Below are 25,766 nucleotides of genomic sequence, written 5' to 3'. Positions count from 1 at the left end.
AAAGGCTGTATCCTAGGATACAGCCTTTTTTGTAATTTATTTTATATCTGATAATGCTTTTGGCAATCTGTATAAAACAGTTTGTGTATGCACTTTGTCTATTCCAGCGTCTTTTTTTATAGTTATCGATTCTGGGGCTTCAAAAATAAAATCTGATTCTAGTTTGAAAAATTCTTTATGGATAATCTTATCTACATGAAGTTTTGTGGAGATAGTATCATTTGCATTGCTCAATTCTGGATTGGCGTAGTTTACTGTTCCTTCAATATAGGAATTCAAATTATCTACATTGTAAACCCATCGTCCTTTGCCTTGTATGTTTATGTTTTTCTTCGTTCCATTGATGCTTATTTCGTTCTTGCCAATCGGAACATCGACTAAAATAAAGCTGTTTGGAGCAACAGTTTGTGTTGCTTCTGAAGCTATTTTTACTTCTACTGGAACAGATCTTCCATTGTCAATATAAAGTGAAGTTCTAAAACTAGACGATACAAGAAATAATGCAATCATAGCGGCCAGCGGTATGAAAAAATAACTTGATTTTTCTAGATGAACAGGCATTCCTTCTTCATCTTCGTTATCAATAACAAATTGTTTTCTGGCCGAGTAAACATAATACAGCGCACCAGCTATTAAAATTATGTTTATAGGTACACTTACAAAATATGGAATTTGATTAAATGTACTATACAATAAATAATGAAGTAAGTAAAACGGAAAAATTGCTACAGCAAGTTTAATAAGAATAACGATGCGATTCATTGGGGTGGTTGTTAAAAGTTAATTAATGGGTTTTGTGAGTTAAAAATTACATGAAGCGCAAATATATTATTATTTTCCGTTTTGCAAGAATTGTTATTTTAGTATTAAAGAATCAATAGATGGCTTCTTTATTATAATTTTTAATTTATTTGATTAAGCTGAAATTAACATTATTGAATTTTAAAAATAGGATCTTAATTAACTCTTATTGAATTAATTCAGTTAATTTTATGGACTTTAATAATGTTTTGGTTTATGGTATTTAAAAGACTTTGTATTGTATTCATTTTTATTGTTTTGTCAAATGAAGGAATCGCTCAAAACAAAATAAACCTCTTTTCGGAAATTAATTACAACTCAATTCCTACGGTGAGTTTAAACGAATACAAATCGGTTCAGGATCGTGATGTACGATTGCAAAATCCAAATATTGCATTAGGAATTGGTATTTCTGGTGGGGGATCTAGGGCACAGTTTTTTAGTTTGGGCGTGCTTTTAGGATTGGAAGATATTCAGGAAGAGAATGCGAACCGTAATTTTTTAAATGAAATCGATTATTTTTCGACTGTTTCTGGAGGCTGTTATTCAGCAGGATATTATCTGACGATCCTGAAAAACAAATTACAATATGATAATTGTACTTTTAATGAGTTTTACTTTTCTAAAGCAGATGCCTTCAAATCGGATGTAAACAAATCGGCTACACTTTTTTCCCTTCTTAATAATAGCCGAAACGAAAAAGGAGAAAAAGTGTCAATGGCACAGCGATTGGATCTGGAAGTTTTGCAGTATGACAGCTCGAATCCAGACAATCAAAATAAGTTTCAAACACAGATGCAGTTGTCCGATTTTTTTATTCCGAAAGATAGTAAACTCAATCCGCAATTGCCTATAATGGTTGCTAATGGAACCGCTTATAACAATGGTGAACGTTTTCCATTTATGCCTCATATTATTCGTGCCTTAAAGATTAATTCGTCTTTGGCTCCCAATAAAGCGTCACTTCCGCTTGACGGAAATCAGATTAATAATGGTTATGATTTTCCGCTTACTTATGCTATTACGGCAAGTTCTGCTTTTCCTGGCGTTCTGCCCAAAACTAAATTCGGAATCAAAAACCAGGATAAAATTTTATGTGTGATTGATGGCGGAGCATCAGACAATATGGGATATGAAACTTTAGTAGAATTACTTCATAATGATAATAGAGTAAAAGACAAAAACAAAAAAGCGCTTTTTATTGATTGTTTAGGGCAGGGAAAAAAGTCACCTTATATAAATGATGGTAAGATCAGATTGCTTTCTTTGTTAGAAACGGCATCTTTATATACGGTTCAAACTCGGTATATGACTTTTGAAAGAGATGTCGAAACGGTTTTAGAACGTTATAAAATCCCGACTTCCAATTATCAAGTAATTGGTTTTACTACTTTACGCAATCATTTGTCTAAATTGAAAAAAGATGAAAAATACGAAGCTTTGATTACGGAACTAAAAAACAGTGATGACGAAGCAGCAAGCTGGCTGAAACTGCATGACGATTTTAAAGCTCAATTGATTTCAAAATTTGGTTCTGATAGTTTTAAAAAAGACAAAAATAGCGAAGTGATACTTTCCAGTTTAGACAAAGAAAAGTTTAAAGATTTTGGCGCCAGTGAACTTTTAATGCTGTACGAATATGCATCGCATGTAGAAACCAAACTCAAAATAACACCTGAAGAAAAGGAAATGCTTTTACTTTCTGGGCGTTTTGCTGCTTATGTAAAGGCTGATGAATTGAAAGGGCTGTTGGTGGAGAATAAAGGGTTTTAGGCTAGAAAAATTTGGAGGTAAAAGAAATTAAAAAAATATAGAAAATAGGTAACGGCTATTATTGAACAAGATATAACAAGGTCTCTTTTAGATTTTTCATTCCCTTTATCTTTTCCAAAAAAAGAAATTATCGGAACTACAAAAAACACTCCTATTAGAATTGTTAGTTTCGGATTTACTTTTGGATTTTTGGTTATAAATTCGCTAACTATATCTGCAGCAAGTAACGAATAAAAAAACCACAATATAAATCCTAAAATTGAAAAAGCATATAAGATTATCATGTCTTTTTTAGTGCTAATATTTATATGTTTTTTGAATATAAATGCCAAAGCGATAAGCATTAATACTGATAAAACATAAAACAGTAATTGAAAGCCAATTAATTTTAAAATTAGATAAAACATAATTTAGAATAGTAAAGATTTTTCGTGTTCTTAGACAATTAGTCTGCGAATATAGTATTTTTCATCCTCTGTCAAAGGCAATAATCAGGTATGAATTATTAACAAACGAGTCAATAATTATAATGTAAAAAAAATTTCCCTCAACTTTGCAAAAGCAATCTTTTAAAATAATCTCAAAATGGAATTCGGTAAAATTATTATTTCAGAAACGGCGTCAAACAGTGAAAATCCTCAAGACGTTGTGAATTCAAATATTTCAGTAATCAATTTAATGCGTGAAGAAAAAATAGACGACGATTTGATTCACGAAGACGCTTTGATGAGTTACTATTTAGATTTTTATGCTTCAAAATATACAGAAGGAAATTTTTCGAAATTCGTTCATGATTCTGGCTGGAATAAAGAATTAAACGAATTAATTGAAGAAGGTTTAGCTTTAATTGGTGCCGAAAAACATTTGGAATTATTTAAAGAGCAAAGCCGAAAACTACGTTTACAAAGCAATATTAAATTAGGGAAATTTCTGCAGGCGAAGTTTGAAACCCCGAATCCGCTTCGAGATCTTTTAAATAATAATGCTTATTTTGAATTGGATGAAAATATAGTAGAATTGAACGCTGCGTTCTTAAAATCGCATCCAGACACAGAAGTACTTTCAGTAGATGAAATGTTTAAAACTCTTGAAGAGTTTATTGGGCATGAAATCAAAAGAGATTAAATGCCCAAAAATCTCAGCTATTATCTTAATTGAGCATTGTTTTCGTGAGCGTATTGAACTTGAAGTTCTTTAATTAAACCATCAAGTTCTAGTATTTCAGAAAAAGCACCCTGCATCATAATGGCGGCTTTTTCTTCATTATCTTTTGCTGTCAAAAGATCTATGTTTATTTCAAAACCATCCATAGAGGTTATACTGCTGTCCAGCATGTCCAGCATTGTTTTTCTTAACCCATGATCTCTATTAAGCGGCTCCAAAAGCTCAACAGGTTTTTTAGCTTCAACCAATTTATTTTTGGTTGTCGCAATTAACTTTAGAAGATCTTTTTTAGATTCAGGTTTTCCAATGTAGTTCAAACTTCCTTTCAAGAATTCGTCATTTGCTTGAAAAAGTTTGGTGTGAGCATCAACAATTGTATCGTTGTAGCTTTTTGTAGTGCGCTGATTACAGCTTGTTAGTATAGTACAAACAAACAGTATTAGCAGTAAAGTAATTTTTTTCATAGGCTTTCACTTTATAAATTAATGTTAAAACAAATATATCAGAATTATTTTACTAAGATTGGTTTTGATGAAAATTTTCAAAATGTTTTTTCAGTTGTTTAGTTCTTGTAATTTTTTTAGTTGTGTTTGTAAGAAAATTATATATTTGAAAAGCCCAAATAAATCTACTAACAAATTGATGCCTATGAGAAAAACTATACTCTACAGTGGAGTTTTGATGCTTTTATTCGCTTGCGGAAAGAGTGAAAAAACGATAAACCAAGCAGGGATTCAGAATCAAGAACTGCTTTCGCTGACAGAAACAGACGCTGATTTTAATAATAAGGAGCTTAAAAAACTCGTTTTTAAAAATCTGGATGACATTAAAGATTCAGAAGAGTTGAATCTGCCTTTGCTTTCTAAAATCGCATCAAATCTGAATATCAAATACTCAAACATTAAAATGGATGAGACAAGCTCAATCAACTACGACGATAAAACGGCTTTTTTTGTCCTGACTATTATTGAGCACAATAAAAAGATTTCCAAAGCGGATGGCTACGAAAATCTAGGCAATTACTTTCAGAGAAAATATTTATTTGTCAATCGAGAAAGCGGAGATATAATTGCTGAAGAGTTTGATGATAATCTCGGATATTATCACAACGAAGCAATTCGATTTTCGAAATCACATATTTTAAAGGATTTAGTCTATTTGAATGAGAATACACCTGCGATTGGTTTTTATACAGAAGCTAGTGCGAGCAGTAGAATTGTTTTATATTCGGAGCGAAAATTTACATTGCTCACGCTTGCAAACAATGAAATTAAAAAAGTGCTTTATGAATATCCCATCCGTCTTACTAACGGAGATTCGAATGGAAGCGGAACTTACCAAATCGAAACCTTAGAAACAGGAATGAGTTTTGGAGATCATAAAACAAATGGCTTTTATGATTTGATTGTAACCAAAAACTTTTCTTATGAAGAAGCTGTTGAGGACAGTTTAGAAAATGAAATGGAAGAAAAGAGCGACTTAAAAATCAAAAAAGAATCCGAGAAATTAATGTTTAACGGCAAAGAATACGCTTTTAATAGAGATGACAGGCATCGTTTTTTAGAGTAAAAAACATGAATTTCGAAATAACATCAAGAGCACTTTTAGAGTGCTTTTGCTGTTTATAAGAGATTTCGGTTTTACTATAAAACTTTGACCTATTGTTAACAAACATTTCCTTAAATTTGCTTCCGTTATAAAAAATACAATAGTATAAAAATCAAGCTATGTTACAAATTGCATTTATTAGAGAAAATCAAGAGAAAGTAATCAAAGCTTTAGCAAAACGAAATATCGATGCTAAAAGCGTTGTGGAAGAAGTGGTTCAATTAGACGAAAATCGTCGTGCTGCTCAAGTGGAATTAGACAATACTTTATCAGAATCTAATAAATTGTCCAAAGATATTGGTGAATTGATGAAAGCCGGAGAGAAAGCTAAAGCAGCAATCTTAAAAGAGAAAACAGTTTCACTAAAAGAAAAAAGTAAAGAACTAAGCGAAAAAGCAGAAGCTTTGGCTGTTGAGTTAACCAATAAATTATACACTTTGCCAAACCTTCCGGCAGATATTGTTCCTGAAGGAAAAACTCCGGACGATAATTTGAATGTTTTTCAGGAAGGAGATATTCCGGTTTTACACGAAGGCGCACAACCTCACTGGGAATTGGTAAAGAAATATGATATTATCGATTTTGAATTGGGTGTAAAAATCACCGGAGCTGGTTTTCCTGTTTACAAAGGAAAAGGAGCAAAGCTTCAACGTGCTTTAATCAACTATTTCTTAGACAAAAATACAGCTGCAGGATATAACGAAGTTCAGGTACCGCATTTGGTAAACGAAGCTTCTGGTTTTGGAACTGGACAATTGCCAGACAAAGAAGGACAGATGTATCATTCTACAATTGATGATTTATATTTGATTCCAACGGCTGAGGTTCCGGTAACCAATTTATTTCGCGATGTAATCTTAAACGAAAGTGATCTTCCTGTTTTACATACAGCGTATACACCATGTTTCCGTCGTGAAGCAGGTTCATATGGAGCACACGTTCGAGGATTAAACCGTTTACACCAATTCGATAAAGTAGAAATTGTTCGTGTGGAGCATCCTGATAATTCTTATGCAGCGCTAGACGGAATGGTAGAACATGTAAAAGAGATTTTAAAAGAACTAAAATTACCATACAGAGTTTTACGCCTTTGTGGAGGAGATATGGGATTCACATCTGCTTTGACTTATGATTTTGAAGTGTTTTCTACAGCACAAGACCGTTGGTTAGAAATCAGTTCTGTTTCTAACTTTGAAACTTTCCAGGCAAACCGCTTGAAATTACGTTTCAAAGACAAAGACGGAAAAAACCAATTGGCTCATACACTTAACGGAAGTTCATTGGCACTTCCTAGAGTTTTGGCTGGAATTATAGAAAATTACCAAACTCCGGAAGGAATCGTAATCCCTGAAGTTTTACGTCCTTACTGTGGATTTGATATTATAAATTAATTTAGTTTACAGTCTCAGTTACAGTTTACAGTTTCAGCTGTAGGCTGTGACTGAAAACTGTGACTGAAAACTAAAAACTGCGACTAATGAAAAACGGAATATTAAACTGGAACGTCGATCCCGTTATTTTTTGGATCACAGATAGTTTTCCTTTAAAATATTATGGAGCTCTTTTTGCCTGTGGACTTCTTCTGGGCTTTTATATTGTTAGAAATATTTACAAAAAAGAGAACCTTTCTCTGGACAATCTGGATACTTTATTGATTTATGTAATTGTCGGAACCGTTTTGGGTGCCAGACTTGGACATTGTCTATTTTATGAACCAGAATATTTCTTCAAACATCCTTTAGAAATCCTTTTACCTATTCAGAAAATAAAAGGAGTTTATCAGTTTGTAGGTTATCAGGGATTAGCAAGTCATGGAGGCTCGATTGGTGTAATTACAGCAATGATTTTATATTGTCGTAGATACAAGGTACAATTCTTGGGGCTTTTAGATAAAATGGCGGTTGCAGTTCCCGTAACAGGAGCCTTTATCAGATTGGGAAATTTTATGAATTCTGAAATCTATGGAAAACCAACTAATGGAAACTGGGGAGTTGTTTTTGAAAGAGACGATTTAATCCCGAGACATCCAACGCAATTGTATGAAGCTTTTGCTTATGTGTTAATTTTCGGAATCTTGTTTTATATGTATAAATCGGAGAAAATTAAAAATGCACAGGGATTAATCTTTGGAACTTTCTTAACTTTATTATTCTCAGCCCGATTTATAATTGAGTTTTTCAAAGAAAATCAGGAAGCCTTTGAAAATAATATGCTGATTAATATGGGACAGATTTTAAGTATTCCGTTTGTATTACTTGGTTTGGTATTGATTATTTGGAAAAGTAAAAAAGTCCCAGTTGGCAGTGACAGTTTGCAGTAACTGAGAAAAAAGTCACAGTTTACAGTCTCCGTTTACAGTTTGCAAGACTGAAAACTAAAAACCGCGACTGAAAACTAAAAAAAAAGCAGTATGAAAAACATATTGATTTGTATCGTCTTATTATGTTCTGGTTTTGCCTTTGGACAAAACGAGCAGCTAGCGCAGTATTACTACGACAAAGGTGATTTTGATAAAGCAAAAATCAGCTACGAAGAGCTTTTAAAAGGTGCGCCTTCCAATACACAGTATTTTTTGCGCACTGTTGATTGTTATCAGCAGTTACAACAGTTTGCTAATGCCGAAAAAGCAATTCAGGATCGTTACAATCGTTACAAACAAGGTGTTTTTTTGGTGGAGTTAGGATACAATTTTCAATTGCAAAAGAACGATTCGAAAGCTAAAAATTTCTACGAACAGGCAATTGAAAAGATAAAAACAAGTCCAAATGATGTTTATGGAATTGCAAGTTCATTTGAGAAAAAAGTATTGTTGGAATATGCTTTAAAATCGTATCAAACGGCAATGCAGGTACAGCCGAATTTCAATTTCAATTTCCAGATCGGAATGTTATACGGTCAGTTGGGTAAAACCGATTTGATGATCGATTTGTTATTGACAGAATCTTTCGCAAATCCGCAGAACACCAGTTTGATTCAGACGCAGTTGTCCCGATTTATGAATGGAGAAACGGATAATACGGCTTTTAAAGATGCCATGCGAAAAGCATTAATTCTTAGAACCCAAAAAGATCAGGACGTTTTCTGGAATCACTATTTAAGCTGGTTTTATGTACAGCAAAAAGAATTCGGGAAAGCATTTATTCAGGAAAAAGCCATTTACAAACGTGAACCGGAATCTTTGATGAGCATCGTCAATTTGAGTCAGTTTGCGATGAATGAAGATGATGATGAAACTGCTGTTGAAATCTTAAATTTCATTCTTCAAAATACCAAAGATTTAAATCTGTTGATTCAGTCTAATGCGTATTTAATGCAGATAAAGATTGATAACGCACAAGAAAAAGATTATCCGGCCATCAATCAGGAATTACAGCAATTGCTGGCAACTTACGAAATCAATCCTTTTACCTTATCTTTGCAAATCATTCAGGCGCATTTTCTGGCTTTTAATTTGAAAAAAACAGAAGAAGGAAAGTTGGTTATCAAAAAAGCTTTAGAATTGAATTTAAACGAATATCAAAAAGCCGATGCTAAAATGGAGCTGGCCGATATTCTGCTTTTGGAAGAAAAGTACAATCAGGCGCTTATTTATTATTCGCAGATTCAGTTGGATTTAAAGAATGACGTAATGGCACACGAAGCCAGTTTGAAAGCAGCAAAAACAAGTTATTATAAAGGTGATTTTGAATGGGCGAATAAGCAGTTTAAAGAATTAAAAGCAGCCAATACGCAGTTAATTGCCAATGACGCGTTAGAATATTTTTTACTGATTAATGACAATACCGCAGCAGATTCAACTCAGGTTGCTTTGAAACAATTTGCAAAAGGCGATTTTTTAATTTATCAGAATAAAAAACCAGAAGCAATCGCACAGTTTCAAAATATTCTAAAAAACTTTAAAGGTCAGGAAATAGAAGCGGTAACGTTACTTCGTTTAGGAAAAATATACGAAAACCAGAAAGATTTTGCTTCGGCTTTAAGCCAATATCAACAGATTATTGACAATCATAGTGACGGAATTTATGTTGACGAGGCCTTATTTTTCTCAGCAGAAATTTACAACGACGAACTAAAAGACACCGAAAAGGCAAAGTCTTTATATGAAAAGGTAATTTTTAATCATCAAGACAGTATTTACTTTGTCGATGCCAGAAAAAAATACCGAGAGTTAAGAGGGGATAAGAATTTATAAATTCCAATATTCAAATTCCAAACTCATAAAAAGAATTAATAATATGATGATTTGTGGAGAAATTTAAGAGCCAGCAGAAAAACTTAGCATCTTAGTATCTCAGAATCTCAGAACCTTAGAAAAAATGATCATTTACAACGTTACCACCAATATACATGAAAGCGTTCACGACCAATGGTTAAAATGGATGCAGGAAAAACACATACCAGAAATTCTGGCTACTAATAAATTCTCTTCGGCGAGAATAGTAAAAGTTTTGGTTGAAGAAGAAATGGGCGGCATTACCTATTCGACTCAGTATGTGACAGACAGTAAAGAAACGCTGGATAAGTTTTATATCGAAGACGAACCGGAATTTCACAGAGAAGCTTTAGGTTTATTTGCTGATAAAATGCTTTCTTTCAGAACAGAATTAGAAGTTATTTCAGAGCACTAGATGATAAAGTGTTCAGTGTTCAGGAATAAGTATTCAGCTTTGAAGAATAAAACTTGGTGTCTTTGTGCCTTCGTGGCAAAAAAAAACAAAAAATAAAACTTTGTGTCTTCGAGTCTTAGCCGCAAAATAAATCCAATAAGCTTTGAGTCTTTAATGCAAAAAGAATACTTTTGCGCCCTCGTGGCAAACAAGAAATGAAATGGAAAAAGTAAAAGCAAAAAAACATTTAGGACAGCACTTCCTTAAAGACGAGAGTGTAGCAAAAGCTATTGCAGATACTTTGAGTCTTAAAGGATATGAAGAGGTTCTGGAAATAGGGCCAGGAATGGGTGTGCTTACTAAATATTTACTTGAAAAGCCAATTACTACTCACGTTATTGAGATCGATACCGAATCGGTAGCGTATTTGGATGCGCATTATCCAAAATTAAAAGACAAAATTATTTCTCAGGATTTCCTGAAGTATAATATAAATGAAGTTTATCAGGACAAGCAGTTTGCCATAATTGGAAACTTTCCGTACAATATTTCTTCTCAGATTGTTTTTAGGACATTAGATCTAAAACACCAGATTCCAGAATTTTCAGGAATGTTCCAGAAAGAAGTAGCCGAGCGCATCTGCGAAAAGAAAGGCTCGAAAACCTACGGAATACTATCCGTTTTAGCCCAGGCTTTCTATACTACAGAGTATCTGTTTACGGTTGATGAAAACGTTTTTATTCCTCCGCCCAAGGTGAAATCGGGTGTGATGAGAATGACCCGAAAGGAAGATTACAGTCTTCCTTGCAGCGAAAGGTTGTTTTTTACAGTTGTAAAAACAGCATTTCAGCAGAGACGAAAAACATTACGTAACAGTTTGAAAACATTAAATTTATCAGACAAATTGCGAGAAGACACTATCTTTGATAAACGTCCAGAGCAGTTAAGTGTCGATGAGTTTATTGAACTAACTCTAAAAATAGAAACCGATGGAGTTCAAAGTTAGTAAAGAATTTATACACCAGTTAGAGGAGCTGATCAATAAGAAAAACGACAATGAATTAGAAGTTTTACTTAATGATCTGCACCATGCCGATATTGCCGAAATTTTAGACGAATTAGATTTCGACGAGGCAACCTATATCTTTAAGGTTTTAGATAGTGATAAAACAGCCGAAATTCTTCTGGAATTAGAAGAAGATCTTCGTGAGAATATCTTAAGCCGACTTTCGCCAAAAGAAATCGCGGAAGAGCTTGATGAGCTTGAAACGAATGATGCTGCCGATATTATCGCAGAACTTTCGCAGGAAATAAAAGCGGAAGTAATCTCAGAAATATTGGATGTTGAACACGCCAAAGACATCGTTGATCTTTTGCGTTACGACGAAAATACGGCTGGTGGTTTGATGGGTAAAGAGCTTGTAAAAGTGAATGAAAACTGGAACGTTTTGACCTGCGTTAAAGAAATGAGAATTCAGGCAGAAAATGTTTCAAGAGTTCATTCTATTTATGTAGTGGATGATGAAAACCGATTAAAAGGAAGGCTTTCTCTTAAAGATTTACTGACTTCTTCGACCAAAACTCAGATTGGGGAAGTGTATATCCGAAAATTAAATTTTGTAAATGTTGATACAGAAGATGTCGAAGTTGCTCGTATCATGCAGAAATACGATTTAGAGGCAATTCCAGTTGTCGACGAATTGGGCCGATTGGTAGGAAGAATTACCATTGACGATATCGTAGACGTAATCAAGGAAGAAGCGGATAAAGATTACCAATTAGCTGCGGGTATTACACAAGACGTTGAATCTAATGACAGCGTTTATGAGTTAACCAAAGCACGTCTGCCTTGGCTTTTGATTGGAATGGTAATTGAAATTGTAGCTTCTTTTGTTTTAAAAGGAAACGAAAGTACATTCCAAAAATATTCTACTTTAATCATTTTTGTACCATTACTTTCTGCAACAGCAGGAAATATTGGAGTTCAGGCATCGGCGATCGTGGTGCAAGGTTTGGCCAACGGAACTTTGAAAGAATTCAGCCGAGCTTATTTTACTAAAGAAATTACGGTTTCGATGATTTCGGGAAGTATCATTTCATTGCTTTTATTGGGGTATCATTCTATCATGTACCAACAATATTTGGTTGGATTTGCGATTTCAATTTCGATGATAGTTGTAATTCTGTTTGCAGCTACTTTAGGAACTTTGGTTCCCCTTTTCTTGAATAAAAACAAAATTGATCCCGCAATTGCGACAGGGCCATTTATTACCACAACCAACGACGTATTTGGAATTATGCTCTATTTTGGAGTTGCAAATCTTATTCTTGGATTTTAGATTTTTGCCACAAATTAGCAGCATGCAGTGATTTAAAATCTGTAAAATCTGCGTAATTTACAGGCGGAAAATATACTGTTAATCAGTCATCATAAATTCAAACCAAGAAGAATGAAAGTACACATTATTGGAGGAGGAAACCTTGGGGTTTCTATTGCCTTGGGAATCGCTAAATTTTCGAAAAACAATCAAGTCACTGTTACCAGAAGAAATACAGCAAGTATTCAGTATTTAACTGAATATGGAATCACTGTGTCTAACGATAACAAACATAATATTCAAGAAGCCGACGTAGTAATTTTAACAATAAAACCGTATCAGGTTGATATTGTTTTAGCTGAAATTCTGCCTGTTATCCAAAACAAAACCATTGCTTCGGCAGTAAGCGGCTTGTCTTTGGAGATGCTTCAGACGAAAACAAATTTTGAATATCCAGTTGTGCGTATTATGCCTAATATCGCGGCACAGTTTGGAGAATCAGCAACTTGTATTTCTTTCCCGGAAAAATACAAAGAAAACGCAGCGCCAATTGTTGACTTGTTTCAGGATTTGGGAACAGCTCCTGTAATCGACGAAAAATTAATGGATGCCGCTACAGTTTTAGGTGCGTGCGGAACGGCGTATGCTTTACGTTACATTCGTGCGTCTATGCAGGCAGGAATCGAAATTGGTTTCGATTCTAACACTGCTTTAGCAATAGCAGCTCAAACGGTAAAAGGAGCGGCTAAAATGCTTTTGGAAGAACGAGTGCATCCAGAACAATTAATCGACCGTGTAACAACGCCACAAGGCTGTACAATTGTGGGTTTAAATGAAATGGAACACAATGGTTTTAGTTCATCTTTAATTAAAGGAATCAAAACTTCTTTGAAGCAAATTAAAGGTTAGATTTTAAAGAAATTCCAATATTTTAAATTCCAAATTCCAATTTTAAAACTGGAGCTTGGGATTTTTTGTTTAGAATTTTGTTTGTTAAAAAATTAACATGAAAATCAGGCTTTTGTCTTAACTTTGTTTATCAACTTTAGTAAATTAATATCATGCAAGCAATTAATATCACAGCATATACAGAAGATGCTTCTCAAATAGAAGCCGTAAAAGCTTTTATGAAATCGCTAAAGATCAAGTATGAGATAGCAAATGTAAAGCCTTATGAGCTATCTGATGAACAACAGGAAATTTTAAATAGCCAACTAAACTCAGATAAAAGTCTTTACACAGATGCTGAATCAGTTTATGCTGACTTAAAGAAGAAATATGAACTATAAGATTATTGTTTCTCCAATTGCATTAAAAAATATTGAGGAAGCAGTTGAGTATTATATTCTAAGAGCTAGTAAAAAGGTAGCGTTAGATTTTTTGAATGATTATAAAAAGGTTTATAAGGCCTTGCAGATAAATCCTTTTTATCAATTACACGATAACAATTATCGTTACTTATCATTTAAGAAGTTTCCTTACGTTGCATTTTTCATTGTTGATGAGTCATCCAAAACAGTGTTTTTGAATGCTGTTTTTCATACCTCACAGAATCCTGAGAAATATCCGACAAGATAATATGTTTGTGCTGTAATGATGAGAAACTGATCATTACAACAGAAATTCCGTGAAGTACTTTGTTAGAATTTGGAATTTTTCAATTGGATTTTCCTTTTTTAATTAACTGAATATACTTCAACCCACATTCCGAAATCTTGGTATAAGAATTCATTGCATTTCCATAATTCTGGATTGTCAAAGTATCTTTTACATATAGAGCATCAATGCCAACTGGAATTTCTAATTCTTTTCGAGGGATAGAGTCATTTTCTTCTTCATTGCTGATATCGCCTTCATATTCATCCCATTGAATTCCTTCCAGTACAAGATATTGCTCTCCGGAACTGCTTTTTGTGTAAGTTGCTTTACCTTTTAAAGTTCTTATGCTTGTTTTTAAAATATAGTGATACTCAGTTTTGATTTTTGAAATAATTATCGACATATCACAGCCATGTGCTTTGTAGGTTCCTTCAACTTCATCTTGGGCAGGTAATTCTGAAGAGATAATAGTTTCTTTTGGGGTTTCGTTCGAATAAATTTTCTCTGCTTTTTGATTGCAGGAAATTAGAAAGAAATAAAAAGAAAGCAATGCAGAAAATCGAATTTTATTCATAATCACTAGATTGAATGGATGGGGTTTTACTTAAAATGTATTTTAGATAAACAAATCCCAAAAGTCCAGCTAAGAACGACGCAATCAGAATAGCTATTTTAGAAAAAATAATTATCTCAGGATTTTTAAAGGCTAAAACAGTTATAAAGATCGACATTGTAAAACCAATTCCACCAAGCATTCCTGCGCCTAAAATGTGTGCCCATTTTAAATTTTTTGGCAGTAAACATAAACCTGATGTAACACCAACAGAAGAAAATAATAAAATCCCAAGCGGTTTACCCACAACAAGCCCTAGAATAATTCCGTATGAATTGGAGTGGTTTAATCCTTCGTGCCAGTTTTCGGTTATGATTAAAGCTGTATTGGCAACTGCAAAAAGGGGCAGGATAAAAAAGGCTACGGGCTGATGTAAAAAATGCTGCAGTTTATACGAAGATGTTTTTTCCCCACCATCGCCAAACGGAATAACAAAGGCTAAAATTACTCCAGTTATCGTAGCATGAACGCCAGAATTAAGCATAAAATACCACATGATAATTCCGCCAATTAAATACGGAATCAAATTATGAATTTTCATTCGGTTTAAAACAAATAGAATAATCCAGATCGCAAGTGCAATTCCGAGATTTAAAAAAGAAATGGATGTACTGTAAAAAACGGCGATGACAATGATAGCACCTAAATCATCAATAACTGCCAAAGCTGTTAAAAATACTTTTAATGAAGCAGGAACTTTATTCCCAAGAAGCGATAAAATTCCAATTGCAAAGGCAATATCTGTAGCCATTGGAATTCCTGCACCATTTTGAGTAGTTGTTCCGTAGTTTAAAACTAGAAATATTGCCGCGGGAACAATCATACCGCCAAAAGCAGCTACTATTGGCAAAGAGGCATTTTTAAAATTAGACAATTCTCCGTGATAAATTTCGCGTTCCAATTCTAAACCAATCAATAAAAAGAAAATGGTCATTAAGCCATCGTTTATCCATTCTGTTATGGAATGTCCTGAAATTTCTTTTTCCCAAAAAGCGACATATGGAACTTGAAAAGAGGAATTGGCTAAATAAAGAGATAAAATCGTGACAAAGAGCAAGATGATTCCTCCTGATTTTTCGTTTTCAAAAAAAGCTTTAAAGGTTTTGGTTAATTTCATCTGAAAGGATTCTGAAGATTTAGAGAAAGGATTTTATTAATCCGAATACTTTCAAAGTTAGAAAAAAATATGCGCAATAAAAAGGATTTGTCGCAAAGGCGCTAAGATGCGAGCTCTGTTTTGTTGATGAATTTTTAAAGTATATATTAAAAAACTTTGCGACTTTGCGACTTCATGAGATTAAATTAACCGTATTTTTGTTGTTATTAAATTCAATAAAAATGAGCATAAAAATTCTTCATATCGACAGCAATAATCCAGTTCTATGGAATCAATTAGAAGAAGCAGGTTTCGAAAATCACGCCGATTTTAAATCTTCAAAAGAAGAGATAGAAGCAAAAATACAAGACTATAACGGAATCGTAATCCGCAGTCGATTCAAGATTGATAAAACTTTTTTAGACTGTGGAACAAACCTGCAGTTTATAGCTAGAGTAGGAGCTGGTTTGGAAAGTATTGATTGTGACTATGCTGCTGAAAAAGGAATTCATTTGATTGCCGCGCCAGAAGGAAACCGAAATGCTGTTGCAGAACATTCGTTGGGAATGATTTTATCCTTATTCAATAATCTGAATCAGGCCGACGCCGAAGTAAAATCGGGGCAATGGAATCGAGAGAGCAACCGAGGTCACGAACTGGATCTTAAAACAGTCGGAATTATCGGTTATGGAAATATGGGAAAAGCATTTGCTAAAAAACTAAGAGGTTTTGATACAGAAGTGCTTTGTTGTGATATTTTGGATAATGTAGGAGACGAAAATGCTAAACAAGTTTCGCTGGCAGAATTACAGGAAAAAACAGATGTTTTAAGTCTTCATCTTCCTTGGACACCAGAAACAGATAAAATGGTCAATGCAGACTTTATAAATGCGTTTAAAAAGCCATTTTGGATTATAAACACTTCTCGCGGTAAAAACATCGTTACGGCTGATTTGGTTGAAGCGATGAAATCAAAAAAAGTTTTAGGAGCTGGACTTGATGTTTTGGAGTACGAGAAGCTTTCGTTTGAAACGCTTTTTAGTGATAAAAATACGCCAGAAGCTTTTCAATATCTTTTAGAAGCAAAAAATGTTTTGTTAACACCACATATTGCCGGATGGACTTTTGAAAGCCATGAACGCTTGGCGCAAGTAATTGTGGATAAGATTAAAGCGGTTTATAATGTACGCTAACAACTTAGCTCGGATTTCTTTTCTTTTGAATTTTGAAAGCGAATTAGTTTTGTATGTTAATTTTTAATAATATTGTTCCAGTTTTTTAACAAAACATTTAGAATGTTTGTGTTGAAATTTCCCAAAAACAAAAAACTTAACTTATAAATTTAAAAATCCTATGATTATTTACGGAAGAAAAACAGTTCAAAGCACAATTAAATCTGGAAAATTTGACTGTCCAAATTGCAGAAGACAAGAAAGCTATCAATTAAAAAACTATCAGCTGTATTTTCATATTTTCTTTATTCCATTGCTTAAAATTAAAGAATTGGGAGATGAATTAAACTGTTTTTTCTGTAATAGTACTTATGTTCCAGGATCTGTTCTTTCTTCACACGAATACGACACAAGAAATAGATTAGGGAATACTTCACAAGAAGAAAATAGTACAATTGGCCTTGTGCCTTGTGATTTTGGAAAAAGAATTGGTGCTTTTGTTATCGATTTAGCGCTTTTGTATGCACTTAATTTTATTCTGATTTATTACATACAATCAGGTTTAGGGTTTATTCCGTTAATAGGTTTTGCTTATTTCATGCTTTGCGATTTTTTACTGAAAGGTTCTTCTGTAGGCAAATTAGCGCTTTCAATTAAAACAGTTGATTATAACGAAGGAAAAAGTGTACTGCCTTTCTATACAATCTTAAGAAATCTTATCAAAGGATTATGTGTTTTCTTCCCGTTTATCTATTTAGCTTCATTATTGAATCAAGATAAAAGAGCACTTCATGATTTGGCTGCCCAAACTATGGTAGTAGATAAATAATAAGTTATTCGCAGGAAGCGGATTTGACTTAAGGCTGACTATTTGTAAAACTATATTATTAACTATAAAAGAGAATAAAAATGGAAAATACAAAACGAGAAGACTGGAATAATCCGCGTTATCAGCAAGAGAATAAAAAAATAGTAGCTGGAATTCTAGCGATACTTGTAGGATATTTAGGAATTCATAAATTTTACCTAGGTTACACAAAAGAAGGTATAATTCAGATTCTTCTAGCCCTTATGTTAGGAATTGGCGGTGTAATTGGAATTATAGAAGGTATTATTTATTTGACCAAAAGTGATGATGAGTTTTATCAAACCTATCAAAAAGGTTATAAAGGCTGGTTTTAATTTCAATAAACGATCATATTTAAACCCATTCAGTAGTGAATGGGTTTTTTTATGCTCAAAAATGTCTTCATCTGATATAACAATAACTTTTAGTTCCTGTTAATGATTTGTATAGTGATTAATCTTACGCTTCATAAATAAAGTAATGGAGTAACTGAAAATCCTTAAGAGTAGGGTAATTTATAAAGATTTATTATGTTAGAAATTTATAAAAAAGTAGTTTTTGAGAACTATGCAAATTTTAAAGGCAGAGCAAGAAGAAAGGAATTTTGGACAGTTGTTCTAGTGAATGTTATAATTAGTGTGGTTCTGAGTGTAGTACTTGGCATAATTTCGTCTAGTCTTGCAATGCTTGCCAACCTATTTACTTTGGCAGTTTTAATTCCTTCTATTGCAGTTGGAGTTCGAAGAATGCATGATGTTGGTAAAAGCGGCTGGTTTATTCTCATTCCATTGTATGATATATATTTGGCCGCTATGGAAGGGGAAAAAGGGGCAAATAAATATGGTGCAAATCCTAAAAGCCAACTCGAAGACCTAAAGGAGATTGGAAAAGATCTTAACTAGTTTTAAATGAAAAGTGTTGATATAGAAATCCCATATGTTACGACGTATGGGATTTTTGGTTTACAGTAATCATGACGTTTAGAGATAAAGAAATTTTGTTTTAGAATAGTGTTTTTTAAATAAAAGTCGTTACTTCATTATGAATTTTAATCTGAAAAAAAAATAGTAAAGAAATATGGGATTATTTAGCAGAAGTAATAAGATTGAAAAACCCAAAGTTCTTCTTGAATTAAGAAGCCCGAATTGTCCAATCACTGCAATTGTAGAACAAGATAATAGAACAGCCTATTTTTATTTGTTTGGCGATAATGACGACTTTGGTGTAAAAAGCTGTTGGATTAGAAATTTAAGTAAGGCACCAGAAGAAATAGAAGTAAAATTGATGGAAAAAGGAGTGCCTCCAATGCTAACTAAAGAGTTTTGCAAATTTCCTGAAGGTCAAGAAAGTCTTAGTGAAAAGAACTTAGAAATTGTCTGGCTGGAAGAAGGAGATGGTGCTGCCTTGTTAGAGAACGGAGAAATTTTATGCATAATACCGAGCTGGGGAGGAGATGAAGGATTCTTAGGATATGCTCGAGACTGTACTGGCCAGGGTAATTTTGCTTGGGAACTATCTGAAGATAATGAAATGAGAAAAAGGGTAAATAATGCTGTCTCTTTTATTAAAGAATGGGATAGAGACGAAAATCCTTTTCAGTCCTTACAGCCGAAAATTTTAAATTATTATGAAGATATATTTGGCGAAAGTGAAAAGTATTATGCAATTGATAATTCAGAATGGCCTCCAAAAGGTCTTTATGTGTACGAAGGCGAAGAAAAGATTGTTTTTGCAACAGTAGCAGTATCATTAAGGCCACAGCCCAAAATCGAAATGTACTATGAAGATCCTAGCAAAGTAAATAGAATTGAGCTCGGAATTATTTTGAGATTAGGATTGACAAATGATGAAGTAAACAATGTGGCAAGTCTCATAAGTGGCATTACAGCAATACCTTGGGATTATGTCACTTTTGTGGGGGAAGGCCATACAGTAGAATTTCAAACCATTGTTAGTGAAAAATTTAAGTATGCAGTACTAACTAATAAATTAAAACTTCTGCCTCAAATGAATGTCCCAGCTTTTGGAGATTCACAGACAAATTTTTTATGGGTTGTACCTGTTTCAGATAGAGAATGGGCAGTAATGAAAGAATCTGGTTCGAAAGTTATACTGGATAAACTAGATACAATTGGTGAAGAAATATTTAGTTTTGAACGACAAGAAGTTGTTTAAGAATAGTGTGTAAAAAAAGAAAACTCATAAACTTAAATTTATGAGTTTTCTTTTTATGATAGATTGTTTTTAATCTTCTTTCTCGGATAATTTCTTTTCCAATTCAATCTGAAATTCTTCAATAACAGGTTTCATAGTGCTTTCCGGAATATCTGCAATCCTGATATACATTAAACCATCTATAGCGTTATTGAATAAAGGGTCAACGTTAAAGGCAACTACACGTGCATTTTGTTTGATGTATTTCTTAATTAAAACAGGCAGACGTAAGTTTCCTGGTTCTAATTCGTCAATAATTTTATCGAATTTATTCAAGTCAGATTCAGCTTCGTCGAAAATGAAGTCTTTGTCAGCATCTTTCAGTTTAACTTTATAGGCTTTCTTCGGATGAATGTATTGCGCAATATACGGATCGTAATAGTTTGATTTCATAAACTCAATCATAAGCGATTTAGAGAAATCGGAGAATTGATTACTGATACTTACACCTCCAACTAAATATTTGTGTTCAGGATGACGTAAAGTCGTATGAATAATACCTTTCCATAATAAAAACAAAGGCATTGGTTTTTGCTGGTATTCTTTCACAATAAAAGCACGACCCATTTCAATCGATTTGTGCATCATATCGTGAAGTTCTGGTTCAAATCTAAAAAGATCTGTTAGGTAGAAACCTTCAATTCCGTATTTCGGATAAATCTCAGAACCTAATCCCATTCGGTAAGCTCCGGCGATTTTTTTGGTTTCATCATCCCATAAAAACATATGGTGATAATATTGATCGTATTCGTCTAAGTCAATCGATTCGTTTGTTCCTTCGCCAACTTCACGGAAAGTGATTTCGCGAAGACGGCCAATTTCATGAATAATGTTCGGGATTTCTTTTGCGCTTGCAAAGAAAACTTCGTAATTTTTACTTTGTAAAAATCTAGAATCACTATTTCTTAAAGCCTGAACTTCATCAATCAATTTTGATTCACTGGCAGCAGTTACAATTTTTTTAGGTGCTTTTGGTATTTTAAGGCTTGCTGTATCAATTAGTTTGGTGTCTTTCTCAAACGGATTAGCCAGCATATAGGTTTTCTTTCTTAAGAATTCTGAATATTCCTCAAAAGATTCGATTTCGTTTTGTTCGCTTACCGAAATCGGTTTTCCGATACGAACTTTAATCACACGGTCTTTCTGCGTTAACAATTCAGAAGGCAATTTTGCAGTTCTTAAAGTGTCATCAATTTTAGAAAGCCAGTAGAATAATTTACTGTTTTTAGCATGAAAATAAATGGGTACAACCGGAACTTTTGCTTTTCTAATCAGTTTTATTGCGCCTTCTTCCCAAGGTTTGTCAACAACTAATTTTCCATCTTTATAAGTTGAAACTTCTCCAGCAGGGAAAATTCCAAGTGGTTTACCATCACTTAAATGACGTAACGTTTCTTTAATTCCAATTACGCTCGATTTTGCATCCTTATGGTTTTCAAAAGGATTAACGGGCATAATGTATTTTTTCATTGGAACAATTCTGTGCAATAAGAAGTTTGCAATGATTTTGAAATTTGGCTCTCTTTCAAGCATTAATTTCAACAATAAAATTCCATCAATTCCTCCAAGCGGATGATTAGAAATAGTGATATAAGCACCATCTTTCGGCAGACGTTTTAAGTCTTCTTCCGGGATTTCAAATTTGATTTCCATCTCATCCAAAATTCCGTTCAAAAACGCAACATCCTCAAGGTGTTTATTATGGTCGTAAATTTTATTAAGGGTAGAGATCTTAAGAACCTTCATAAGAATCCAGCCAGAAAATGTACCGAGAACTCCGTACTTTTCAACATTTATTGCCTTTGCAACTTCTTTCGCGGTAACTAAACCCATGTAGTACTTTTAATTTATTAGAACAGCGAACAAAGATAACAAAAAACTCTACTTTTCATTGTTTCCAAGATAAACTTTGCACTTTTTTATTACATTTGAAATCCTAAAAAAATCACTGATGAAAATTATTTCTTATAACGTAAACGGAATTCGTGCCGCGATAAACAAAGGTTTTATCGAGTGGCTGCAACAAGCAAGTCCTGATGTAATCTGCCTTCAGGAAATAAAGGCAACACAGGATCAGATTCCAGTTGACGATATCACAGCAGCAGGTTATCCTTTCCAATATTACTATCCTGCAACTAAAAAAGGATACAGTGGCGTAGCAATTTTGTCTAAAACAAAACCGAATAACATTGTTTACGGAACAGGAATTCATCATATGGATTTTGAAGGTCGAAATCTTCGTGCCGATTTTGATGATGTTTCGGTAATGAGTTTGTATTTACCATCGGGAACAAACATTGAAAGATTAGATCATAAATTTATGTTTATGGATGATTTTCAAACGTATGTTAATGAATTGAAATTGACGATTCCAAATTTGATTATCTGCGGTGATTATAATATCTGTCACGAAGCAATTGATATTCATGATCCAGTTCGTAATAAGACAGTTTCTGGATTTCTACCTGCAGAACGTGCTTGGTTAGATGCTTTTATGAAATCTGGTTTTATTGATAGTTTCCGTCATTTCAATAAAGAACCACACAATTATTCTTGGTGGAGTTACCGTGCAGGAGCAAGAGGAAACAATAAAGGATGGCGTATCGATTATAATTTGGTAAGCAATGCGTTAGAAAACCGTTTAAAAAGAGCTGTTATACTACCAGACGCTATGCATTCAGATCATTGTCCGGTTTTAGTCGAAATTGATTAAAGTTTGGTATTGTTCTTGCTGAAAGAATTTAAGTTTTAAAATTGATATTAGAGTTTAAACATTGTGATTGAATTTTGATATTGTCATTGAAAAAGTATTAAACGCCCCAGAATAAAAACCAATTAAAGAAAGATGATTAAAAAAGCCTCCATCGGATTATTAGTATTAGCTATGTCCGCAACGTCTTGTGTTTCTAAGAAAATTTATAATGATTTAGAAACAAAATATTCAGATTTAAAGAAAGAAAACCGTTCTATTACGGATGAAAATGATAATCTGAAGAAAGCGAAAAATCAATTAGAATTGGATCGCGATAAATTGACTAAAGATTTGGCGAGCACAAAAGATGATTTGGCAAAACAAAAAGCCGATTTAGCTGCAGAACAAAAGAAATTTAAAGTGCTGCAGGATTCATATAATGCTTTAGAGAAAAACAGCAACGATGCTCTGGAGAAAAACATGGCTAAAAACCGTGAATTGCTAGCGCAGTTAGAAGCAAAAGGTAAAGCTCTTGCAGACGAACAAGCTCGTTTAGATAAAACAGCAAACCGTTTGAAAGAATTGGAAGATATGATTGCGGCTAAAGAAGAAGCAATGCGTAAGTTAAAAGAAACTTTATCTAAAGCATTAACTGGTTTTGAAGGCAAAGGTTTAACAGTTGAGCATAAAAACGGAAAAGTATATGTTTCTATGGAAAACAAATTACTTTTCAACTCAGGAAGCTGGGCTGTTGGAACAGAAGGTAAAAGAGCTGTTGTAGAACTTGGAAAAGTTTTAGGAGACAATCCGGATCTTTCGGTTCTTATTGAAGGACATACAGATGATGATCCGTATGCTGGTTCTGGACCAATTGCAAACAACTGGGATTTATCTACAAAAAGAGCAACTGCAATCGTTGCGATTTTGAGCGAAAACCCAAAAATCAACAAACAAAAATTAACTGCCGCGGGAAGAAGCGAGTTTTCTCCTTTAGCAAGCAACGCTACTCCAGAAGGAAAAGCTAAAAACCGTAGAATCGAAATTATCTTAACTCCAAGATTGGATGAGATTGCGGAGATGCTTAATAGTATTAATTAAGGTTAAAAGGGACACAGTTACAAAGGCTCAAAGGTTTTTACTTTTGAGCCTTTTGTTTTCCTGCAAGGTTTCCAAAACCTTGTAGGTATAAGTTCGTTTGTAATAAAGAAACATCTACAAGGTTTCCAAAACCTTGTAGGAGAACTGAAACTTTAGTTTTTGTATTAGGATTCTTTAAATTGGAATTTCAGTTTTATTATTTTCGTAACTTTGGATTTCAAAAGATTAAGCTATGGGACTTCCGGAATTAAAAGAAAAGATAAAGAATCAATTGGAATTAGCAGATGAAAGAGTTTTGAGAATTGTTTCTTCGGTTTTTGATAACTATTTGAATGAAGTGGTTTCTTATGATGCTAAAGGAAATCCATTAGCATTGTCAGAATATCATAATAAAATTGAAGAAGGTTTAGATGATATTAAATACAATCGAATAATTTCAAAAGATGATTTGTTGAAAGAAATGGAAGATTGGGATAATGAGTAAATTAGAAGTTTTTTGGAGTGAAAGTGCCAAACTGGATTTAAAAGATATTTACTTGTATTTGAAGAAAGTTATTCTAAAGAAACTGCTTTAAAAATTAGAGAAGAATTATACCATTCTACTGATAAAATTACTTTTCCTGAGCAATTTCAAATTGATGATTATAGAATGGATTGTCGTAGAATTGTAATTCGAAAATATAAAGTTTTGTATCAGATTAAAGAGGATTCGATTTTTGTGGTTAGAATTTTTAATGCATATCAAAATCCGTTAAAAAGTTTGAAATAGATTAAGTTGCTAAGGTTCTGAGATACTAAGATGCTAAGATTTAAAAAAGGGCTCAAAGTTTTACTTTGGACCCTTTTTGCTTTCCTGCAAGGTTTCCAAAACCTTGTAGGTATATGTTCGTTTGCAATAAAAGAAACACCTACAAGGTTTTGGAAACCTTGCAGGAGAGATCGAAAAAATCTTGTACTTTTTTTAACCTTTTTCAAATTCAGATTTGAAAAATCCATTCGTACATTTGTGCTTCTTCAATTAAAAATTAAAAACAAAGTGAGGGAAACTTAGAACCTTAGAATCTTAGCAACTCAGCATCTTAAAAAAAAATGAAATACACTACATTACCCAACACCGATATAAAAGTTAGTAAAATATGCCTTGGAACCATGACATTTGGTCAACAAAATACAGAAGCCGAAGGACACGCGCAAATGGATTACGCTTTAGAAAGAGGAGTTAATTTCTTTGATACAGCCGAAATGTATTCAGTTCCGGCAAGTGAAGCAACTTATGGAAGTACGGAAAAAATTATTGGGACTTGGTTTAAGAAATCAGGAAATCGCGATAAAGTAATTTTGGCTTCTAAAATTGCCGGACCCAATCCGAGTTTTGGTTATATGCGTGAGAAATTGGATTTTTCTCCAACAAGTATCAAATTTGCTGTTGAGCAAAGTTTAAAAAGGCTTCAGACCGATTATATCGATTTGTATCAAATGCATTGGCCGGAAAGAAAAACCAATAATTTCGGACAACGTGCTTTTCACGGACATGATGATGTTTGGGAAGATAATTTCAGAGCAATCCTTGAAACTTTTGACGTATTAATCAAAGAAGGTAAAATAAAACACATTGGAGTTTCAAATGAAAACTCATGGGGAATGATGCGTCTTTTGGAAGAAAGCAAATACAACAATTTACCAAGAATCAAAACCGTTCAAAATCCGTATTCTCTATTGAATCGTTTGTTTGAAGTAAATTCTGCCGAGGTTTCGAAATATGAAAATGTTGGTTTGTTAGGATATTCGCCTTTGGCCTTTGGAGTTTTGACTGGAAAATTCCTTACAGGAGAAGCTCATCCAAAAGCAAGAATTAATCTTTTTCCGCAATACAAACGTTACAATAGCGATCAATGTACACAAGCGACAAAATTATATCAGGAAATCGCTAAAAAACACGGGTTAACGTTAACCGAATTAGCAATGGGATTTGTATTGCAACAGCCATTTTTGACAAGTGCCATTATTGGAGCAACCACTTTGGAACAATTAAAAGAAAACATTGATACAATTGATGTGGTGCTTTCGAAACAAATTTTAGCAGAAATTGATGCTGTTCAGGCAATTATTCCTGATCCTGCTCCTTAATTTAGAAGTAAAGACAAACCTAACAGGTTTTAAAACC

General features: G+C 33.5%; 26 protein-coding genes. 21 read left to right on the top strand and 5 right to left on the bottom strand.

The genetic code is table 11. The annotated features are described in order from the left end of the window. Positions 1-36: 36 nt before the first annotated feature. Positions 37-762, bottom strand: a complete 726-nt coding sequence (locus P2W65_RS04400; RefSeq protein WP_289663758.1) for a hypothetical protein — start codon at positions 760-762, stop codon at positions 37-39. A gap of 255 nt (positions 763-1,017) precedes the next feature. Between P2W65_RS04400 and P2W65_RS25430 the strand changes: the two genes are divergently transcribed. Further along, the gene (locus P2W65_RS25430) at positions 1,018-2,574 is read left to right on the top strand and encodes a patatin-like phospholipase family protein (protein ID WP_289663756.1); all 1,557 of its coding nucleotides are present in this window, start codon (positions 1,018-1,020) and stop codon (positions 2,572-2,574) included. Positions 2,575-3,159: 585 nt separating this feature from the next. Beyond that, entirely contained in the window at positions 3,160-3,699 is a 540-nt protein-coding gene (locus P2W65_RS04390) for a DMP19 family protein (protein ID WP_289663755.1), read from the top strand. A gap of 20 nt (positions 3,700-3,719) precedes the next feature. Here P2W65_RS04390 and P2W65_RS04385 read toward each other — a convergent pair whose 3' ends face one another. Further along, positions 3,720-4,202, bottom strand: a complete 483-nt coding sequence (locus P2W65_RS04385; RefSeq protein WP_289663754.1) for a hypothetical protein — start codon at positions 4,200-4,202, stop codon at positions 3,720-3,722. A gap of 184 nt (positions 4,203-4,386) precedes the next feature. On the opposite strand from P2W65_RS04385, the gene P2W65_RS04380 reads away from it, so the two are divergent. From P2W65_RS04380 to P2W65_RS04335, 10 genes are all read left to right on the top strand, one after another. Further along, positions 4,387-5,307, top strand: coding sequence for a PA3715 family protein (locus P2W65_RS04380; protein ID WP_289663753.1), 921 nt, complete (start codon positions 4,387-4,389; stop codon positions 5,305-5,307). Positions 5,308-5,465: 158 nt separating this feature from the next. Then, positions 5,466-6,737: a serine--tRNA ligase gene (serS, locus tag P2W65_RS04375; RefSeq protein ID WP_111284934.1), complete on the top strand. Its 1,272-nt coding sequence runs from the start codon at positions 5,466-5,468 to the stop codon at positions 6,735-6,737. Between the two features lie 86 nt (positions 6,738-6,823). Continuing rightward, entirely contained in the window at positions 6,824-7,666 is an 843-nt protein-coding gene (gene lgt / locus P2W65_RS04370) for a prolipoprotein diacylglyceryl transferase (protein WP_289663752.1), read from the top strand. 90 nt (positions 7,667-7,756) lie between these two features. Beyond that, positions 7,757-9,538, top strand: a complete 1,782-nt coding sequence (locus P2W65_RS04365) for a tetratricopeptide repeat protein (RefSeq protein ID WP_289663751.1) — start codon at positions 7,757-7,759, stop codon at positions 9,536-9,538. A gap of 124 nt (positions 9,539-9,662) precedes the next feature. Then, a complete protein-coding gene (locus P2W65_RS04360; RefSeq protein ID WP_091489692.1) occupies positions 9,663-9,974 on the top strand; it encodes a DUF4286 family protein in 312 nt (103 codons plus the stop codon). Positions 9,975-10,173: 199 nt separating this feature from the next. Continuing rightward, positions 10,174-10,959: a 16S rRNA (adenine(1518)-N(6)/adenine(1519)-N(6))-dimethyltransferase RsmA gene (gene rsmA / locus P2W65_RS04355; protein WP_289663749.1), complete on the top strand. Its 786-nt coding sequence runs from the start codon at positions 10,174-10,176 to the stop codon at positions 10,957-10,959. Next, complete coding sequence (gene mgtE / locus P2W65_RS04350; RefSeq protein WP_179002984.1) at positions 10,943-12,292, top strand: magnesium transporter; 1,350 nt, start codon at positions 10,943-10,945, stop codon at positions 12,290-12,292. The genes rsmA and mgtE overlap by 17 nt, the downstream gene beginning before the upstream one ends. Before the next feature lie 111 nt (positions 12,293-12,403). Continuing rightward, a complete protein-coding gene (proC, locus tag P2W65_RS04345; protein ID WP_179002983.1) occupies positions 12,404-13,180 on the top strand; it encodes a pyrroline-5-carboxylate reductase in 777 nt (258 codons plus the stop codon). A gap of 152 nt (positions 13,181-13,332) precedes the next feature. Further along, the gene (locus P2W65_RS04340) at positions 13,333-13,560 is read left to right on the top strand and encodes a hypothetical protein (RefSeq protein ID WP_289663747.1); all 228 of its coding nucleotides are present in this window, start codon (positions 13,333-13,335) and stop codon (positions 13,558-13,560) included. Continuing rightward, entirely contained in the window at positions 13,550-13,849 is a 300-nt protein-coding gene (locus P2W65_RS04335) for a type II toxin-antitoxin system RelE/ParE family toxin (protein ID WP_289663746.1), read from the top strand. Before P2W65_RS04340 ends, P2W65_RS04335 begins: the two co-directional genes overlap by 11 nt. 79 nt (positions 13,850-13,928) lie before the next feature. Here P2W65_RS04335 and P2W65_RS04330 read toward each other — a convergent pair whose 3' ends face one another. Next, positions 13,929-14,444: a hypothetical protein gene (locus P2W65_RS04330; protein ID WP_289663745.1), complete on the bottom strand. Its 516-nt coding sequence runs from the start codon at positions 14,442-14,444 to the stop codon at positions 13,929-13,931. Then, entirely contained in the window at positions 14,437-15,600 is a 1,164-nt protein-coding gene (nhaA, locus tag P2W65_RS04325) for a Na+/H+ antiporter NhaA (RefSeq protein WP_289663744.1), read from the bottom strand. Before nhaA ends, P2W65_RS04330 begins: the two co-directional genes overlap by 8 nt. A 221-nt stretch (positions 15,601-15,821) precedes the next feature. Here nhaA and P2W65_RS04320 point away from each other — a divergent pair, with 221 nt between their 5' ends. The 5 genes from P2W65_RS04320 (at position 15,822) to P2W65_RS04300 (ending at position 19,773) form a co-directional block, all read left to right on the top strand. Next, a complete protein-coding gene (locus P2W65_RS04320; RefSeq protein ID WP_289663743.1) occupies positions 15,822-16,772 on the top strand; it encodes a 2-hydroxyacid dehydrogenase in 951 nt (316 codons plus the stop codon). A gap of 160 nt (positions 16,773-16,932) precedes the next feature. Further along, on the top strand, positions 16,933-17,580 hold the full coding sequence (locus tag P2W65_RS04315) for an RDD family protein (protein WP_289663742.1): 648 nt from the start codon (positions 16,933-16,935) through the stop codon (positions 17,578-17,580). A gap of 80 nt (positions 17,581-17,660) precedes the next feature. Further along, positions 17,661-17,933 carry a TM2 domain-containing protein gene (locus P2W65_RS04310; protein ID WP_289663741.1) on the top strand — a complete coding sequence of 91 codons (273 nt, stop codon included), beginning with the start codon at positions 17,661-17,663 and terminating at the stop codon, positions 17,931-17,933. Between the two features lie 195 nt (positions 17,934-18,128). Next, complete coding sequence (locus tag P2W65_RS04305; RefSeq protein ID WP_289663740.1) at positions 18,129-18,500, top strand: DUF805 domain-containing protein; 372 nt, start codon at positions 18,129-18,131, stop codon at positions 18,498-18,500. 175 nt (positions 18,501-18,675) lie between these two features. Next, positions 18,676-19,773, top strand: a complete 1,098-nt coding sequence (locus P2W65_RS04300) for a suppressor of fused domain protein (protein WP_289663738.1) — start codon at positions 18,676-18,678, stop codon at positions 19,771-19,773. Positions 19,774-19,842: 69 nt separating this feature from the next. On the opposite strand, the gene P2W65_RS04295 is transcribed toward P2W65_RS04300, so the two are convergent. Further along, the gene (locus P2W65_RS04295) at positions 19,843-21,645 is read right to left on the bottom strand and encodes a GNAT family N-acyltransferase (protein WP_289663736.1); all 1,803 of its coding nucleotides are present in this window, start codon (positions 21,643-21,645) and stop codon (positions 19,843-19,845) included. 118 nt (positions 21,646-21,763) lie between these two features. Between P2W65_RS04295 and P2W65_RS04290 the strand changes: the two genes are divergently transcribed. The 4 genes from P2W65_RS04290 (at position 21,764) to P2W65_RS04275 (ending at position 25,729) form a co-directional block, all read left to right on the top strand. After that, a complete protein-coding gene (locus tag P2W65_RS04290; protein WP_109191027.1) occupies positions 21,764-22,525 on the top strand; it encodes an exodeoxyribonuclease III in 762 nt (253 codons plus the stop codon). 132 nt (positions 22,526-22,657) lie between these two features. Further along, the gene (locus P2W65_RS04285) at positions 22,658-23,602 is read left to right on the top strand and encodes an OmpA family protein (RefSeq protein ID WP_179002973.1); all 945 of its coding nucleotides are present in this window, start codon (positions 22,658-22,660) and stop codon (positions 23,600-23,602) included. Between the two features lie 232 nt (positions 23,603-23,834). Continuing rightward, the gene (locus P2W65_RS04280; protein WP_289663735.1) at positions 23,835-24,086 is read left to right on the top strand and encodes a hypothetical protein; all 252 of its coding nucleotides are present in this window, start codon (positions 23,835-23,837) and stop codon (positions 24,084-24,086) included. Between the two features lie 605 nt (positions 24,087-24,691). Next, the gene (locus P2W65_RS04275; protein WP_289663733.1) at positions 24,692-25,729 is read left to right on the top strand and encodes an aldo/keto reductase; all 1,038 of its coding nucleotides are present in this window, start codon (positions 24,692-24,694) and stop codon (positions 25,727-25,729) included. Positions 25,730-25,766 lie beyond the last annotated feature (37 nt).

The sequence above is a fragment of the Flavobacterium panacagri genome, from assembly GCF_030378165.1.
Classification (GTDB): Bacteria; Bacteroidota; Bacteroidia; order Flavobacteriales; family Flavobacteriaceae; genus Flavobacterium; species Flavobacterium panacagri.
Note: the sequence above shows the minus strand (reverse complement) of the source record. Positions and strands in the feature narration are given on the sequence as shown.